The 14827-nt window shown below is 66.6% G+C and carries 14 protein-coding genes; 2 read left to right on the forward strand and 12 right to left on the reverse strand.

Annotated features, from left to right (window positions below; all coding sequences use genetic code 11):
- Positions 1 to 9 precede the first annotated feature (9 nt).
- Positions 10 to 255, forward strand: a complete 246-nt coding sequence (locus QWG60_RS11225) for a formate dehydrogenase subunit delta (RefSeq protein WP_035597861.1) — start codon at positions 10 to 12, stop codon at positions 253 to 255.
- Between the two features lie 127 nt (positions 256 to 382).
- Here the strand turns inward: QWG60_RS11225 and QWG60_RS11230 are convergent, their stop codons facing one another.
- From QWG60_RS11230 to tdh, 11 genes are all read right to left on the reverse strand, one after another.
- Positions 383 to 931 (reverse strand): glycine zipper 2TM domain-containing protein, encoded by a 549-nt coding sequence (locus tag QWG60_RS11230; protein ID WP_035597858.1) that lies wholly within the window; start codon positions 929 to 931, stop codon positions 383 to 385.
- A 243-nt stretch (positions 932 to 1174) separates the two neighbouring features.
- Positions 1175 to 2467: an NAD(P)/FAD-dependent oxidoreductase gene (locus QWG60_RS11235; RefSeq protein WP_046079806.1), complete on the reverse strand. Its 1293-nt coding sequence runs from the start codon at positions 2465 to 2467 to the stop codon at positions 1175 to 1177.
- A 166-nt stretch (positions 2468 to 2633) separates the two neighbouring features.
- A complete protein-coding gene (locus QWG60_RS11240; RefSeq protein ID WP_146907327.1) occupies positions 2634 to 3707 on the reverse strand; it encodes an ABC transporter substrate-binding protein in 1074 nt (357 codons plus the stop codon).
- A gap of 60 nt (positions 3708 to 3767) precedes the next feature.
- Entirely contained in the window at positions 3768 to 5132 is a 1365-nt protein-coding gene (locus QWG60_RS11245; RefSeq protein ID WP_035597851.1) for a glutamine synthetase family protein, read from the reverse strand.
- A 55-nt stretch (positions 5133 to 5187) separates the two neighbouring features.
- Complete coding sequence (locus QWG60_RS11250; protein ID WP_035597848.1) at positions 5188 to 6252, reverse strand: ABC transporter substrate-binding protein; 1065 nt, start codon at positions 6250 to 6252, stop codon at positions 5188 to 5190.
- Between the two features lie 38 nt (positions 6253 to 6290).
- Positions 6291 to 7088, reverse strand: a complete 798-nt coding sequence (locus QWG60_RS11255; RefSeq protein ID WP_035597845.1) for an ABC transporter permease — start codon at positions 7086 to 7088, stop codon at positions 6291 to 6293.
- A complete protein-coding gene (locus tag QWG60_RS11260) occupies positions 7085 to 8008 on the reverse strand; it encodes an ABC transporter permease (RefSeq protein WP_035597840.1) in 924 nt (307 codons plus the stop codon). The genes QWG60_RS11255 and QWG60_RS11260 overlap by 4 nt, the downstream gene beginning before the upstream one ends.
- Before the next feature lie 10 nt (positions 8009 to 8018).
- The gene (locus tag QWG60_RS11265; protein WP_107180775.1) at positions 8019 to 9143 is read right to left on the reverse strand and encodes an ABC transporter ATP-binding protein; all 1125 of its coding nucleotides are present in this window, start codon (positions 9141 to 9143) and stop codon (positions 8019 to 8021) included.
- Positions 9144 to 9174: 31 nt separating this feature from the next.
- Positions 9175 to 10464: an NAD(P)/FAD-dependent oxidoreductase gene (locus tag QWG60_RS11270; protein WP_146907325.1), complete on the reverse strand. Its 1290-nt coding sequence runs from the start codon at positions 10462 to 10464 to the stop codon at positions 9175 to 9177.
- 477 nt (positions 10465 to 10941) lie between these two features.
- On the reverse strand, positions 10942 to 12147 hold the full coding sequence (gene kbl, locus QWG60_RS11275; RefSeq protein WP_146907323.1) for a glycine C-acetyltransferase: 1206 nt from the start codon (positions 12145 to 12147) through the stop codon (positions 10942 to 10944).
- Positions 12148 to 12246: 99 nt separating this feature from the next.
- Entirely contained in the window at positions 12247 to 13272 is a 1026-nt protein-coding gene (gene tdh / locus QWG60_RS11280) for an L-threonine 3-dehydrogenase (protein ID WP_106488831.1), read from the reverse strand.
- 155 nt (positions 13273 to 13427) lie between these two features.
- On the opposite strand from tdh, the gene QWG60_RS11285 reads away from it, so the two are divergent.
- The gene (locus QWG60_RS11285; RefSeq protein ID WP_246124610.1) at positions 13428 to 14021 is read left to right on the forward strand and encodes a helix-turn-helix domain-containing protein; all 594 of its coding nucleotides are present in this window, start codon (positions 13428 to 13430) and stop codon (positions 14019 to 14021) included.
- 57 nt (positions 14022 to 14078) lie between these two features.
- Here QWG60_RS11285 and QWG60_RS11290 read toward each other — a convergent pair whose 3' ends face one another.
- A complete protein-coding gene (locus QWG60_RS11290) occupies positions 14079 to 14825 on the reverse strand; it encodes a HesA/MoeB/ThiF family protein (RefSeq protein WP_046079812.1) in 747 nt (248 codons plus the stop codon).
- Between the last annotated feature and the right edge of the window lie 2 nt (positions 14826 to 14827).

Genomic DNA, 14827 nt, shown 5'->3' on the forward strand with positions numbered 1-14827 from the left:
GAGCAGAGCATGTCGCACGATCAAGGCGAGACCCTGGTGCATATGGTCAATCAGATTGCCACCAACCTGAGCGGCGGCCGCGAGGAAGCCGAGGCCGTGGAAGGCGTCTGCAGCCACCTGGAGAAGTTCTGGGCCCGAGCCATGAAGCAGCGCATCGTCGCCTGCCTCGACGAGCCCGACGCCGGCGGCCTGGAACCGGTGGCCCGCCAGGCCGTGGAGCGGCTGGCCGAGCAACAGGCCCGCAAGGCGGGCTGACACGGGTCGCCCCGCTCCGCGGAGCAGGCACAACGCAGAAGGGCCGCCCCAATGGGACGGCCCTTCTGTCTGTTGTTTCCTGCCGTTCCTGACTTAGTGCCGGCACCTGCCGCACGTCGGAGACCCATCAGCTCTGGCTGCGGGGCTCGCCCCACTGCGGCTCGCCGTTCACGACGCGCACCGTCTCGCCCTGGGGGCGCTGGTCCAGCCGGCTGGTGTGCGACTGGCCGTCATAGCGCCAGCTGACCTCGTAACCGGTGGTCTCCTGGTGGGAATCGGTGACGGTGTGGCAGCGCTGCTCGGTGGTGGAGACGGTCTGGCCGGCCTCGACCCGCTGCTGAACCTCGCGGCCGGCGAGGCCACCGCCGATGGCACCGGCCACGGTGGCGATCTTCTTGCCGCTGCCGCCGCCGACCTGATTGCCCAGCAGCCCGCCGACGATGGCGCCGGCCGCCGTGCCGACCACGCTGTGCGGATCGCGGGTCGGCGCCTGGCGCTGCACCACCACGTTCTCGCACACCTCGCGCGGGGTCTCCACGGTGCGGGTCAGGGGTTCCACGCCGGTGATATCGGCGAACTGGGGCTGACGGCTTTCCTGGACCTGCCAGGCGCCGAAGGCCATGCCGCCGAGGCCCAGTACCGCCAGGACGCTGCCCACCACGATCGACTTGCTCATGTTCGTTACCTCTCGTCGGGCGCTCGTCACGCCGCTCGCTGGAATCCTGGAACACTGCTCCAGCGGTTGCGATGGCGGGCGGGGCTTCCCGCCCCGCACCGGTGCCCGACAGTATCGACCGTCCGCGTCTGCGGCTCCAGACCGGTCGAAGAGGTTTCACACTTGCTGCGCCACCGTCGGCGAGCGGCGACAGCGGGCTGGGTAGCATGCCTGCCATGGCGTCATCGCGACGCAGGTGCCCCCTCAGATGCCCAGGCGATCGCGCGTCTCGTAGTACCAGGCGCCCATGGCCGAAAGCGGCACGCGCAGCATCCGCCCGCCCGGGAACGGCAGGTGCGGCAGTCCGGCGAAGGCATCGAAGCGCTCCTCGCGTCCGGTCATGGCCTCGGCGATCAGACGACCGGCCAGGTGGGTGCAGGTCACGCCGTGGCCCGAATAGCCCTGGGCGTAATAGACGTTGTCGTTGATCACGCCGAACTGCGGCAGCCGGTTGAGCGTCATCAGGAAGGTGCCGCTCCAGGCATAGTCGACGCTCACGTCCGCCAGGCCCGGGAAGGTCTTGAGCATCTTGGGCCGGATCACCGCCTCGATGTCGGCCGGGTCCTGGCCACCGTAATTGACGCCGCCACCGTAGATCAGCCGGTTATCGGCGGTCAGGCGGAAATAGTCGAGCAGGTAGTTGCAGTCCTCGACCGCCAGGTTATTGGGCAGCAGCGCCCGGGCGCGCGCCTCGTCCAGCGGCTCGGTGGTGATGATCTGGGTACCGCAGGGCATCGACTTGCCCTCCAGCGCCGGCATGATGCCCTGGTGATAGGCATTGCCGGCCATCACCACGCGCTCGGCGATGACCGTGCCGCTGGGTGTGGCCAGGCGCACCGGCTGGCCATGCTCGATGGCCGTCACCGGCGTCTGCTCGTGGATCACGCCGCCCAGGGACTCGATGGCGGCGGCCTGGCCAAGCACCAGGTTGAGCGGATGGAGGTGCCCGCCGGAGTGATCGACCAGCGCGCCCACATAGCGCTCGGTGCCCACCTCGCGCTTCACGTCTTGACCGTCGAGCAGTTCCAGCTCGCGATGGCCGTAGCGCTCCCACAGCGCCTTGTGCTCCACCAGCCCCTTCATCTGCTTGGCATTGCAGGCGGCGAAGAGGTTACCGTCGCGCAGGTCGCAGTCGATGCCGTAGCGCGCGATCCGCTCGCGGATGATGCGATTGCCCTCGAAGGCCATGTCGCCCAGCGCCCGTGCCGTCCCGTCGCCGTACTTCTCCTCGATGACGTCCATGTCGCGGCTGTAGCTGTTGACGATCTGGCCGCCGTTGCGCCCGGAGGCGCCAAAGCCGACCCGAGCGGCTTCCAGTACCACCACCTTGAGGCCCTTCTCGGCCAGGTGAAGGGCCGCGGAGATGCCGGAGAAGCCCGCGCCCACCACGCAGACGTCACAGCTCGTTTCCCCCTCCAGGGCGGGTCGCTCAGGGGCCGAATTGGCGGTGGCGGCGTACCAGGAGCCGACGTGTTCGGTTTCGTTCGAGACGCGCATAGAGCCTCCAGATGGTTATTTTATTTAACACACTGGAGCCAATATTACGGCGCAATCGCGTAAAATTCCAATCACAAGCCATGCTTTTCTTTCCACCTGACCCTCTAGAATGCAAGAAGGCGCCGGCATGACCGGCGCCTGGACGCACACGAGGGACGCCACGACGTCAGCGGCTGCGGGCATCGCTCCACAGCTGCTGAAGCAGTTGCAGCTGCTCGCCGCTCACCGAGGGAGTGAAGGACAGGTGCTGTCGCGTCTCGGCCGCGGGCATGACCGGTGGCTCGCGCAAGGCCGGATCCACCAGAGGCAGCGCCGCCTCGTTGGGTGTGGTGTAGAAGTTGTGGTTGGACAGGCGAGCCGCCACCTCGGGGCGCAGCAGATACTCGATGAAGGCCCTGGCCGCATGAGGGTTGGGGGCATGCGCCGGCACGGCCATCACGTCCACCCATCGCTGGGAGCCCTCTTCGGGCACGAAGAAGCCGAGATGGCCATAGAGCTCGGGATCCGCCGCACGCTTGGCCGCGACATCGCCGTTATAGGCAACGCCGGCATGGATCACGCCGGAGGCCACCTGCTCGATGGCCGCCGTCGCATCGACGAAGCCGACGAAGTTGTCCCGTCGGCGGGTCTCGATCAGGCCATGTGCCGCCGCCACCCAGGGCGCCTCGCCCACGCAGTCGAAGCCCGCCCCCTGGAAAGCGCAGAGGGTGCCGAAGGTAAACTGGGCGTCGCCCTTGAGCAGGGCGAAGGGATAGGCGTCGTTGACCTCCGGATCATAGAGCAGCGACCAGCTGGGCGCGGGGTCGGGGAAGGTCTCGGCGTTGTAGACCACCCCCGTCACCCCCCACTGATAAGGCACGGTGAAGCGCCCTTCGGGGTCGAAAGACGGGGTACGGAACTCCTCCAGGATGTTGTCGCGGCCCTCCAGGGCCTCCCCTTCCGGCACCAGTGGCTGGATGAGGCCGGCATCGATGAGCCGGGGCACGAAATAGTCCGAGGGCACGACCAGGTCATACTGGGCATCTCCCCCGGCGGTCAGCTTCGATAACAGCTCGGCATTCGAGTTGTAGTAGTTCTGGACGACCTCGATGCCCGTTTCGGCTTCGAACCCCTCGATGATCGAGGGCGCCATGTAGTCCGTCCAGTTGAAGAGGCGAAGCTTGCCCTCCTCGGCGACGGCCAGAGGGCCGGCAGCCAGCAGACCGAGGCCGGTCACGCCGGCCAGAATGAAGTGCCTCATGAATCGCCTCCTTGCCATAGGATCGGGCGGGCCTGTCACCCGCCCTTCTTGTGGTAACCCCTAGACGCGCAACAGCAGATGCTCACGCTCCCAGGAACTGATCACCTGGAAGTATTCCCGATGCTCGGCCCGCTTGACGGCCAGATAGCTGTGGGTGAAACGCTCGCCGAGCATCTCGGCCAGCTCGGGGCAGTCATGCAGCAGGTCCAGCGCCGGCCCGATGTCGTCGGGCAGCTTGTGCCCGCCGGCCCAGGCCGAACCCACCACGGCCGGGCGAGGCTCGAGCTGGTTGAGCATGCCGAGATAGCCGCAGGCCAGCGACGCCGCCATCACCAGGTAGGGATTGGCGTCGGCCCCGGCCAGGCGGTTCTCGACGCGAGTCGCCTCGGGCGGCGAGACCGGCACCCGCAGGCCCACGGTGCGGTTGTCGGTGCCCCACTCGACGTTGATCGGCGCCGAGCCGCTGGTCTCGGTGCGCATCAGCCGGCGGTAGGAGTTGACGTTGGGCGCCATCAGCGGCATCGCCGCCGGCAGGTAGCGCTGCAGGCCGCCGATGAACTGCTGGAACAGCCGGCTGGGCCTGCCGTCTTCCCCGGCGAACAGGTTGTCGCCCTCGATGCCCACCAGACTCTGGTGCAGGTGCATCGAGCTGCCCGGCTCATTGGCCATCGGCTTGGCCATGAAGGTCGCGTACATGCCGTGGCGCAGGGCGGTCTCGCGCAGGGTGCGCTTGAACATCACCACCTGGTCGGCCAGCTTCAGCGGGTCGCCGTGCTGGAAGTTGACCTCCATCTGGCCGGCCCCCTCCTCGTGGATCAGGGTGTCCAGGTCGAGGTCCATGGCATCACAGTAGTCGTACATCTCCTCGAACAGCGGGTCGAACTCGTTGACCGCATCGATGGAGAACGACTGGCGGCTGCTCTCCTGGCGACCGTTGCGACCCACCGGCGGCTCCAGCGGATAGTCGGAGTCGGTATTGGTCTTGACCAGGAAGAACTCGACCTCTGGCGCCACCACCGGTTTCCAGCCCCGGTCCTCGTAGAGCGACAGCACCCGCTTGAGCACATGACGCGGCGACAGTTCCACCGGCTCGCCGGTCAGATAGTAGCAGTCATGGATGATCTGGGCCGTCGCATCGTCTGCCCAGGGGACCATGTAGATGGCGCCGGGGTCGGGCACCAGCTCCATGTCCCGTTCGGCGGGATTCCAGAAGTGGCTGTCCTCGTCGTCGGGATAGCCACCGGTGACGGTCTGGATGAAGATCGAGTCCGGCAATCGCGGGCGACCGCCGCCCAGGTACTTGCCGGCGGGCATGATCTTGCCCTTGAGGATACCGGTGAGGTCGGAGACCAGGCATTCGACCTCGGTAATGCCGCGGGTCTGGAACCAGTCGTTGAAATTGGGGTGTTCCTGACGGTTACTCATGGGGTTTCCTTGCTCTGGAGCTGGGACCCCGGCCACCCGGCCGGGGTCCGTCGTCTCACCGCGCCTTGACCTCGGACCACAGCTGCTGGAAGGTCTGCAGCTGCTCGCCCTCGAGACTCGGCGTGAACAGCAGTCGATCCATGTCCTCGTCGGACGGCATGATCGGCGGCTGGGTCAACACGCTGTCGAGATAGGGCTCGGCCGCGGCATTGGGGCTCGCGTAGTAGTTGTAGTTGGAGAGCTGGGCACCGATCTCGGCATCGAGGATGAAGTCGATGAACTTGTGGGCCAGATCCGGGTTGGGAGCTCCGGACGGGATCATCATGGCGTCGACCCACATCTCGGCGCCCTCGTCGGGAATCATGAACTCGAGGTGTTCGAAGGCCTCGGGGTTCTCGCTCTTGTAGAAGAAGTAGTCCCCGTTGTAGGACATGCCGGCATGGATCACGCCACGGGACAGCTGCTGCAGCGCCGGGGTGCCATCGGAGAAGCCGCTGAAGGTGTTGCGACCCTTGGTCTCGATCATCAGCTGCGCCGCCTCGCGCCAGGCGTCCAGGCCGGTGCAGTCGTAGCCGTGACCCAGGAAGGCGCAGGCGCCGCCCATGCCGACCTGGCCGTCGCCGATCAGGGCGAAGGGATAGTCACCGTTGACCTCGGGGTCGAACAGCAGCGACCAGCTCTTGGGCGCGTCCGGGAAGGTCTCGGCGTTGTAGATGATACCGGTGGTGCCCCACTGGTAGGGCGCCGAGTACCGGCTACCGGGATCGTAGGACGGGTCCTGGAACTGCGACATGACGTTGTCGAGGTGGGACAGTTTCGACGTGTCGAGCTCCTGGACCAGACCGGTCTTGATCAGGCGCGGAATGTAGTAGTTGGACGGCACGATGATGTCGTACTGCGAGGCCCCGCCAGCGTTGAGCTTGGCGAACATTTCCGGCAACGAGTTGAAGTAGTTCTGCACCACTTCGACGTCGTACTCGTCCTCGAACGCCTCGATGATGGCCGGGTCCATGTACTCGGTCCAGTTGAAGAGGTAGAGCTTGCCCTCCTCGGCCTGGGCTTGGCCGGCGAGCGCGAGCCCGCCCAGTGACAGGGCCATGGCGATCTTGTTGAACTTCATGGGTGGCTCTCCTTCGTTCCCTAGGTAATGATGCCGGCTCAGGACGGCCGACGACGGCTGAATGCCAGACTCAGGATGGCGGCCGCGGCCACGGCAAAGATCATCAACGCGGCGATGGCGTTGATCTCCGGCGAGACCCCCTTCTTGATCGCGCCCCAGATATAGATCGGCAGGGTCGCGCTCTCCGGGCCGGCGGTGAAGAAACTGATGACGAAGTCATCCACCGACAGCGTAAACGACAGGAAGAAGGCGGATATCAACGCCGGCTTGAGGGTCGGCAGCATGAAGTGCACCACCCGCTTGACCGGCGTCGCATAGAGGTCCTTGGCGGCCTCGAACAGCGTCGGATCCAGCCCCACGAAGCGCGAATACACGATCAGTGCCACGAAGGGAATCTGGAAGGTCACGTGGGCGATGATCATGGTGCCGAGCCCCGGCGACAGCAGCCCGGTCCATTCGTGGATCTGCACGAAGAAGGCCATCTCGGAGATGCCGAAGACGATGTCGGGCAGCACGATGGGCAGGTAGATCAGCACGATCAGCCAGCCGAGCTTGCGATGACGGTGACGGTACATGCCGTAGCCGAACACGCAGCCGATCCCCAGGGCGATCACCGAGGAGCAGATGGCCAGCACCAGGCTGTTACCGAAGGCCGACAGGATCTCCTCGTTGCCCAGCAGCTGGAAATACCAGCGCAGCGAGAAGTCGGCGAAGTTGGCCGAGCTGTTGGCGGAGTTGAAGGAGAACAGTACCACGACCGCCAGCGGCAGATAGAGAAAGGCCAGGGTCAGCCACCAGAAACCGGTCAGGCCACGATGCAGGGTCCGCTTTCTCATATCACCACCTCCTCGCCGCCGCCCAGACGCTTGCCGAGACGACGCATGACGTAGAGCCCGATGAAGGTCGCCAGCAGCATCAGGATCGCGCCGGCCGCGCCCAGCGGCCAGTTGGCCCCGCCCGAGAACTGGTTGGCCACCAGGTTGCCGAGCATCATGCCCTTGCCACCGCCCAGCAGCTCGGGGATCACGTACATGCCGAAGGCCGGAATGGCCACCAGCACGATGCCCGCGAGCAGCCCCGGCAGGGTCTGCGGGAAGACGGCGTGCCAGAAGGCGCGCACCGGGCTGGCGTAGAGGTCCTGGGCGGCCTCCACCTGGGCGGTATCCAGCTTCTCGAAGGCGCCGTAGAGCGGCAGCACCATGAAGGGCAGGAAGTTGTAGACCAGCCCCAGGGTGACCGCGAAGTTGGAGGGATACAGGCCCATGTTGGGAGCGACCAGCCCCAGCCCCTCGGCCAGCTCGGACAGGGGAGTCCCCGGCGCCAGCAGGTTCATCCAGCCGAAGGTGCGGATCACCTGGTTGGTCCAGGACGGCACCACCACGGCGAGCAGCAGGATCGGCCGCCACTTCTCGCGGCAGGTGGTGATGTAGTAAGCGATGGGATAGGCCACCACCACCACCAGGGCGGTGGACACCAGGGTCTGCCACAGCGAGCGCAGCAGGGTATAGAGGTTGCCCGGGCTCCAGCCCAGGAAGCCGAACCCCGCCAGGCGCTCGAAGGACGCCAGCGACAGCGGCATCTGCGGCAGGCCATACGGCCCGTTGGTCATGAAGGCCACGCCCATCAGATAGGCACTCGGCAGTACCAGGAACAGCAGGATCCAGAACGCCCCCGGGGTCACCGTGAACAGCAGGTGGCGGGTCTCGCGGACCATGGCCCGGCTGCGCGCCGAGGGCATTACGCCGGAATAGGACATATCCACCTCCTCACTCGCTCAGGGTGACCAGGTCTTCCGGCGCCACCGTTACCGTCACCGTATCGCCCACTTCGGGCAGGTGACGGCCGCGGTTGCTGACCGTGGCCTGCAGGGAGGTGTCGCCGATCTCCAGACGGAACTCGGCGTGGCTGCCGCGATAGAGCCGCTCGGCCACCGTCGCCGTCAGGTGGTTGTCGCCCGCGGCTTCGCCGGGCAACAGATCGAGCGTCTCGGGGCGGATCAACAGCAGATCGCCGTCACCGGCGTCCTCGACGGTGAGCGTCCCCAGCGCCGTGGTCAGGCGTTCCCCCTCGCGGGCGCTGATCGGGTAGAGATTGTCATGTCCCATGAACCGGGCCACGAAGGCGTTCACCGGTCGTTCGTAGACGTCACGCGGCGCCCCGACCTGCTGGATGTTGCCACCGTTGAGCACGGCGATGCGGTCGGACATGACCATCGCTTCATCCTGGTCGTGGGTGACGAACACGAAGGTCATGCCGAGACGCTTCTGCACCCGCAGCAACTCCACCTGCAGCTGGCTGCGCAGGCCGGCGTCCAGCGCCGAAAGCGGCTCGTCGAGCAGCAGCACATCGGGCTCGCAGACCAGCGCCCGGGCCAGGGCGATGCGCTGGCGCTGGCCCCCGGAGAGCTGATCGACACGCCGCTCGACCAGGTCGCCGAGCTTGATGAAGCGGGCGATCTCGTCGACCTTGGCGTTGCGCTCATGGGCCGACAGGCCGCGCATCTTCAGCCCGAAGGCCAGGTTCTCGCGCACCGAAAGATGCGGAAACAACGCGTAGGACTGAAAGACAGTGTTGACGCTGCGCCGGTGGGGCGGCACCTCGGTGACGTTCTTGCCGCCCACGACCAGTGAGCCGTCATCCGGCTCCTCGAGGCCGGCGAGGATCCGCAGCAGGGTCGTCTTGCCGCAGCCGGACGGCCCCAGCAGGGTGAAGAACTCGCCGGCCTGGATGTCCAGGTCGACGCCGTCGAGGGCCACGGTATCGCGCCCGAAGCGCTTGTGCAGGCCCTGCATCTCGATCGAGGACGCCTTGCGGCTCCCCCGATCCCGTTCCTCGACGACCGGGCGCAGCCCCGGCTCGTCGGCGATCTCCGCCGTGATGGTCTCGCTCATGGGGATACCCTCTTCACTTGTCGGCGGCCCCTCAGAGCCGGTCGCGCAGTTTGTAGAAATTAGTGGCCAGCACCAGCAGCGGCTTTCGCAGGGCTCGCCCGCCCGGGAACTGGCGGTGCGGCATGGCGGCGAAGACATCGAAACGCTCGCTCTGGCCGCGGATCGCCTCGGCCATCAGCTTGCCGGCCAGTCCCGCCAGGGCCATGCCATGGCCGGAATAGCCCTGGGCATAGTAGAGATTGTCGCCCAGGCGACCGAAATCCGGGGCCCGGTTCAGGGTGATCGCCACGTCGCCGCCCCAGCGATATTCGATCGGCACGCCCTCGAGCACCGGGAACAGCCGGGCGATCTTGGCGTCCATGCGCGATTGGAGCCGCGGAGGTTCGCGACCGTCGTAGCTGACCTCACCGCCGTAAATCAGGCGACGGTCCGCGCTGAGCCGATAGTAGTCGAGCACGAAGTTGGCGTCGGACAGGGCATCGTTTCTGGGCAGCACCTGCGCCGCCTGCGCCTCGCTCAGCGGAGCGGTGGCGATCATGTAGTTCGCGGCGCGCATGATGCGCCCGGAAAGCTCCGGCACCAGGTCGCGGTGGTAGGCATTGGCCGCCAGCACCACGAAGTCCGCGCTCACGCGACCATGCTCGGTGAGGACGGTGGCCGGCCGGCCACGCCGGATCTCGACGGCGGCACTGCGGGGATGGAGACGCACTCCCGCGCGCTGCGCGGCCCGGGCCAGTCCCAGGGTGTAGTTGAGAGGGTGAAGGTGGCCGCCCTCGCAGTCATGAAGGGCGGCCGGATAGGCATCGGTGACCACGTGCTCGCGCAGGGCATCGCCCTCGAGCCATTCGAGGGCCTCGTAGCCGTAGTCCCGAGACAGCTGTTCACGGAAGGCCTCGAGCTCACGAACATGTCGCGGCTTCACCGCGGCATGCAGATACCCCCAGGCCAGCTCGCAGGGAATGGCGTGGCGCTCGACCAGCTCGGCGGTGAGACGCACCGCCTCGCGGCTCATTTCCCACACCTCCCGCGCGCGGGTCAGGCCCATGGCTTGCTGGACGGTGGTGATATCGGTGCCCAATCCCGGCAGGATCTGCCCGCCGCTACGGCCAGAAGCGCCATGACCGACGTCGCCGGCCTCCAGAAGCACCACCGAGTAGCCCTGTTCGGCCAGGTGCAGAGCGGTCGAACAGCCGGTGACACCGCCACCGATCACGCACACGTCCGCCCGTGCCTCCCCTTCCAGCGGTCGACAGGGCTCGAGCTCGACGGCGACCGAGGCGCGATACCACGAGGCCGGGCCGTCGGAGACGGAACTGCTCATACTTTGCATCCTGTTATTGTTGTTGAATACTTCATACCTAAAGGTCGCTCACGCTTCAGGAGACGTCGCATGACCCATGGCATCCATTCTGACGTCATCGGCCACATGAATGTCAAGTATTCAACAACGATATATTAAACGCTGAAAATAATATTAATAAAATCAATATTTTAAAAAAAACAGGATGGAATTTCGTCAAGAAAATAACGCCGCCAAAATCCCCCCGCCCGCGCATGCACACTTTATTTCCGGCGCCTCCACGGCGTTAAAATAAGTCGACCAACGCTACCATTCCCCTGTGACACCATCCGGCATGATACCCAAAGCCTTGTTGCACTTCGAAAAAACGGGTGGCGGAAAGATTTTCCGCGGTGAAGGGCGTGGCGGCAAGCGCCACGAAAAAAGACCTCCGACGACGCGGAGGCCGGGCAAGCCGAGCGCCTCCGCTTCCGGGGAGGCGCCTGGAGGCGAGGCGGATCAGGCCATCGGAGCGGCATCTTCCAGGCGGGCCTTGACCCGCCCGAAGGCGGCCAGGGCGGCGTCCAGGTCCTCGCGGGTCAGCGCCGCCGAAACCTGGGTGCGGATGCGGGCGCGGCCCTTGGGCACCACCGGGTAGGAAAAGGCGATCACGTAGATGCCTTCCTTCAGCATCTCGTCGGCGAAGCGCGCCGCCAGGGCCGCATCGTGCAGCATCACCGGCACGATGGGATGCTCACCCGGGAGCAGCTCGAAGCCCAGGTCCTCGAGCCCGCGACGGAAGTAGGCGGTGTTGTCGCTCAGCCGGTCGCGCAGCTCGCGGGACTCACCGGCCAGCTCCAGCGCCTTGAGCGCGCCGGCCACCACCGGCGGCGCCACGGTATTGGAGAACAGGTAGGGCCGCGAGCGCTGACGCAGCAGTTCGACGATCTCGCGCCGGGCGCTGGTGTAGCCGCCGCTGGCCCCGCCCAGGGCCTTGCCCAGGGTGCCGGTGAGAATATCGATCCGCCCCAGGCAGCCGCGGTACTCGTGGCTGCCGCGACCGCCCTCCCCCAGGAAGCCGGTGGCGTGGCAGTCGTCGACGTGGACCAGGGCCCCGTAGCGCTCGGCCAGATCGCAGATCTCGTCGAGCTTGGCGATGTAGCCATCCATGGAGAAGACGCCGTCGGTGGTGATCAGCTTGAAACGCGTGCCGGCGGCGTCGGCGGCCTGGAGCTGGGCCTCCAGATCGGCCATGTCGCTGTTGCGGTAGCGATAGCGGCTCGCCTTGCACAGCCGCACGCCGTCGATGATGCTGGCATGGTTGAGCTCGTCGGAGATCACCGCGTCCTCGGGGCCCAGCAGGGCCTCGAACAGCCCGCCATTGGCGTCGAAGCAGGACGGATAGAGGATGGTGTCCTCGGTGCCCAGGAACTCGCTGAGCCTCGCCTCCAGGGTCTTGTGCAGGGTCTGGGTGCCGCAGATGAAGCGCACCGAGGCCAGGCCGTAGCCCCACTCGTCCAACCCCTGCCTGGCGGCCGCCTGGACCTCGGGATGCTGGGCCAGCCCCAGGTAGTTGTTGGCGCAGAGGTTGAGCACCTCGCCGTCGTTCGCCACGCCCACATGGGCGCCCTGGGGGGTCGCCAGCTCGCGTTCGTGCTTGGTCAGGCCGGCCTGCTCGATGGCCGCGAGCTCGTCGCGCAGATGCCGCTGAAAGTCGCCGTACATGGTGTCTTTCCCTTCATTTTACGCTGAGTGTTACCAGTGCCCGAAGCGTCGGCACGCGATGTGCGCCCGGACTCGGGCGCGCATCGCTGCCGGGCATTCTCACTCCCAGTCCAGAATCACCTTGCTGGCCTCGCCGGCCAGCATGGCCTGGAAGCCCTGCTCGAAGTCGGTATAGGGCAGACGGTGGGTGATCACCGGCGAGATATCCATCCCCGATTCCACCAGCACCGACATCTTGTACCAGGTCTCGTACATCTCCCGACCGTAGACGCCCTTGATGGTCAGCATGTTGAAGATCACCGTGTTCCAGTCGATGGCCGTCTCCTCGGTGGGAATCCCGAGCATCGCCACCTTGCCGCCGTGGCACATGCTGGCCAGCAGATCCTTGAAGGCCGCCGGACTGCCGGACATCTCCAGCCCCACGTCGAAGCCCTCGGCCATGCCGAGCTCGGCCTGCACGTCGGCCAGGCTTTCCTCCGCAGCGTTGACGGTACGCGTCGCGCCCAGCGTCTCCGCCAGCGCGAGCCGGTTCGGATTGAGGTCGGTGACCACCACGTGGCGCGCCCCGGCATGGCGACACACTGCCGCGGCCATGGCGCCGATCGGGCCGGCGCCGGTGATCAGCACGTCCTCGCCCAGCACGTCGAACTGCAGCGCGGTGTGCACGGCGTTGCCCAGCGGGTCGAACAGTGCCGCCACGTCCAGGTCGATGCCCGGGCGATGCTCCCAGACGTTGGACATCGGCAGCGCCACGTACTCGGCGAAGGCGCCGGGTCGATTCACCCCGATGCCGCGGGTATGGGCGCACAGGTGGCGGCGCCCCGCCAGGCAGTTGCGGCAGCGCCCGCACACCACGTGCCCCTCGCCGGAGACGATCTGGCCGGGATGGAAGTCGTTGACGTTGTCGCCCACCGCGACGATCTCGCCGACGAACTCGTGGCCGACCACCATCGGCACCGGGATGGTCTGCTGCGCCCAGGCATCCCAGTTGTAGATATGCAGATCGGTGCCGCAGATGGCGGTGCGCTTGACCCGCACCAGCACGTCGTTGATGCCGACCTCCGGCTCGGGCACGTCCTCGAGCCAGAGCCCGGGGGCCGCCTCTCGCTTGACCAGCGCCTTCATGAGCGTCTCCTGCTTGAGATGAATGGCTTCCCTGAATGACCTCCATGCTGGCAATCCCTGACGGGATGATTACCATGAAGGAATTAATTCCAGCATAGTGGACAAAATCCTCTATGCAAGAATAAATTCCACCATATTGAAAACAGGAGTGCCCGGTGACCACCACGCCCCCCGATGCGCCGACGCCAGCGCCCTCCCAGGGCGGCCAGCTGCTCTGCGACCGCGTCATCGAGCTGCGCAAGCGACGCGGCCTGACGCTGGACCAGCTCGCTTCGGCCTGCGGCGTCAGCCGCTCGATGCTGAGCCAGATCGAGCGCGGCCGCGCCAACCCGACCCTGGCGGTGACGCTGCGCATCGCCCAGGCCTTCGGGCTCAGCATCGGCGATCTCGTCGATCAGCCCTGGACCGCCTCCACCATCGAGGTGGTGCGCGGCGACGACGCCACGCACCTGTTCCGCGACGATCGGGAATGCCGCATCCGCACCCTCTCGCCGCTGCACCTCGAGAAGCACGTGGAGTTCTACGAGCTGCGCATCGCACCGCGGGCGAGCCTGCGCAGCGCGCCGCACTTCGAGGGCACACGGGAATTATTGACCATCACGAGTGGCAGCGCCCGGGTAGTAGCGGGCGACAGCGACTGCCGGCTGGCGGTGGGGGATTCGGCGCACTATCACGCCGATCAGGATCACGTCATCGAGAACGAGAGCGACGACGAGCTGCTGGCCTTTCTGGTGGTGACCTACGAGTAACCTGGAGCATCGACAGGCAGGAGGCGCCCGATGCGGCGCCTCGCGGGGAGATCGAGATCAGCCGCCGCAGACCGGGCAGGCGGAGTCGCGGGGCACGCGGAAATGACGCCACTGGCCGCTGAGGCCGTCGAAGGTGGAGAGTCCCCGGTGCACCTGCCCGGCGTGGGCGACCAGCTTGATCGCCTCGAGCGCCTGGAAACAGCCGATCAGCCCGACAAGAGGCGCCACCACACCGCTCTCGGCGCAGCTCAACGCCTCGTCGCCGCCGTCGTCCGGCGGATAGAGGCAGGCGTAGCAGGGACTCTCGGCATCGCGCGGATCGAACACCGCCAGCTGGCCGGAGAAGCGGATCGCCGCCCCGGAGACCAGCGGCACGCCGGCGACGCGGCAGGCGGCGTTGATGGCGTAGCGGCTCGAGAACCGGTCGGTGCAGTCGAGCACCACGTCGGCTTCGGCCACCGCCGCGGCCAGCGCCTCGCCCTCGAGGCGCTCGGTGATGGCGCGGATCTCGGCCTCGGGATTAAGCGCCAGCGCCGCCTCCCGCGCGGACTCGGCCTTGGCACGCCCCAGGTCAGCGGTGCCGTGGGCGATCTGGCGCTGCAGGTTGGAGAGTTCCACCGCGTCGTCGTCGGCCAGCGTCAGCCGCCCCATGCCGGCCGCGGCCAGATACAGCGCCACCGGCGAACCCAGCCCGCCGGCGCCGATCACCAGGGCATGGCCGGCGAGCAGGCGCTCCTGGCCGGCGATGTCGACCTGCTCGAGCATGATCTGGCGGCTGTAGCGCAGCAGCGCGTCGTCGTTCATGG

The organism is Halomonas halophila, assembly GCF_030406665.1.
GTDB classification, from domain to species: Bacteria; Pseudomonadota; Gammaproteobacteria; order Pseudomonadales; family Halomonadaceae; genus Halomonas; species Halomonas halophila.

Excerpts from the sequence above, each read along its gene's own strand:
- QWG60_RS11225 (WP_035597861.1), top strand. The coding sequence starts at position 10 with ATGTCGCACGATCAAGGCGAGACCCTGGTGCATATGGTCAATCAGATT.
- QWG60_RS11230 (WP_035597858.1), bottom strand. The coding sequence starts at position 931 with ATGAGCAAGTCGATCGTGGTGGGCAGCGTCCTGGCGGTACTGGGCCTC.
- QWG60_RS11235 (WP_046079806.1), bottom strand. The coding sequence starts at position 2,467 with ATGCGCGTCTCGAACGAAACCGAACACGTCGGCTCCTGGTACGCCGCC.
- QWG60_RS11240 (WP_146907327.1), bottom strand. The coding sequence starts at position 3,707 with ATGAGGCACTTCATTCTGGCCGGCGTGACCGGCCTCGGTCTGCTGGCT.
- QWG60_RS11245 (WP_035597851.1), bottom strand. The coding sequence starts at position 5,132 with ATGAGTAACCGTCAGGAACACCCCAATTTCAACGACTGGTTCCAGACC.
- QWG60_RS11250 (WP_035597848.1), bottom strand. The coding sequence starts at position 6,252 with ATGAAGTTCAACAAGATCGCCATGGCCCTGTCACTGGGCGGGCTCGCG.
- QWG60_RS11255 (WP_035597845.1), bottom strand. The coding sequence starts at position 7,088 with ATGAGAAAGCGGACCCTGCATCGTGGCCTGACCGGTTTCTGGTGGCTG.
- QWG60_RS11260 (WP_035597840.1), bottom strand. The coding sequence starts at position 8,008 with ATGTCCTATTCCGGCGTAATGCCCTCGGCGCGCAGCCGGGCCATGGTC.
- QWG60_RS11265 (WP_107180775.1), bottom strand. The coding sequence starts at position 9,143 with ATGAGCGAGACCATCACGGCGGAGATCGCCGACGAGCCGGGGCTGCGC.
- QWG60_RS11270 (WP_146907325.1), bottom strand. The coding sequence starts at position 10,464 with ATGAGCAGTTCCGTCTCCGACGGCCCGGCCTCGTGGTATCGCGCCTCG.
- kbl (WP_146907323.1), bottom strand. The coding sequence starts at position 12,147 with ATGTACGGCGACTTTCAGCGGCATCTGCGCGACGAGCTCGCGGCCATC.
- tdh (WP_106488831.1), bottom strand. The coding sequence starts at position 13,272 with ATGAAGGCGCTGGTCAAGCGAGAGGCGGCCCCCGGGCTCTGGCTCGAG.
- QWG60_RS11290 (WP_046079812.1), bottom strand. The coding sequence starts at position 14,825 with ATGAACGACGACGCGCTGCTGCGCTACAGCCGCCAGATCATGCTCGAG.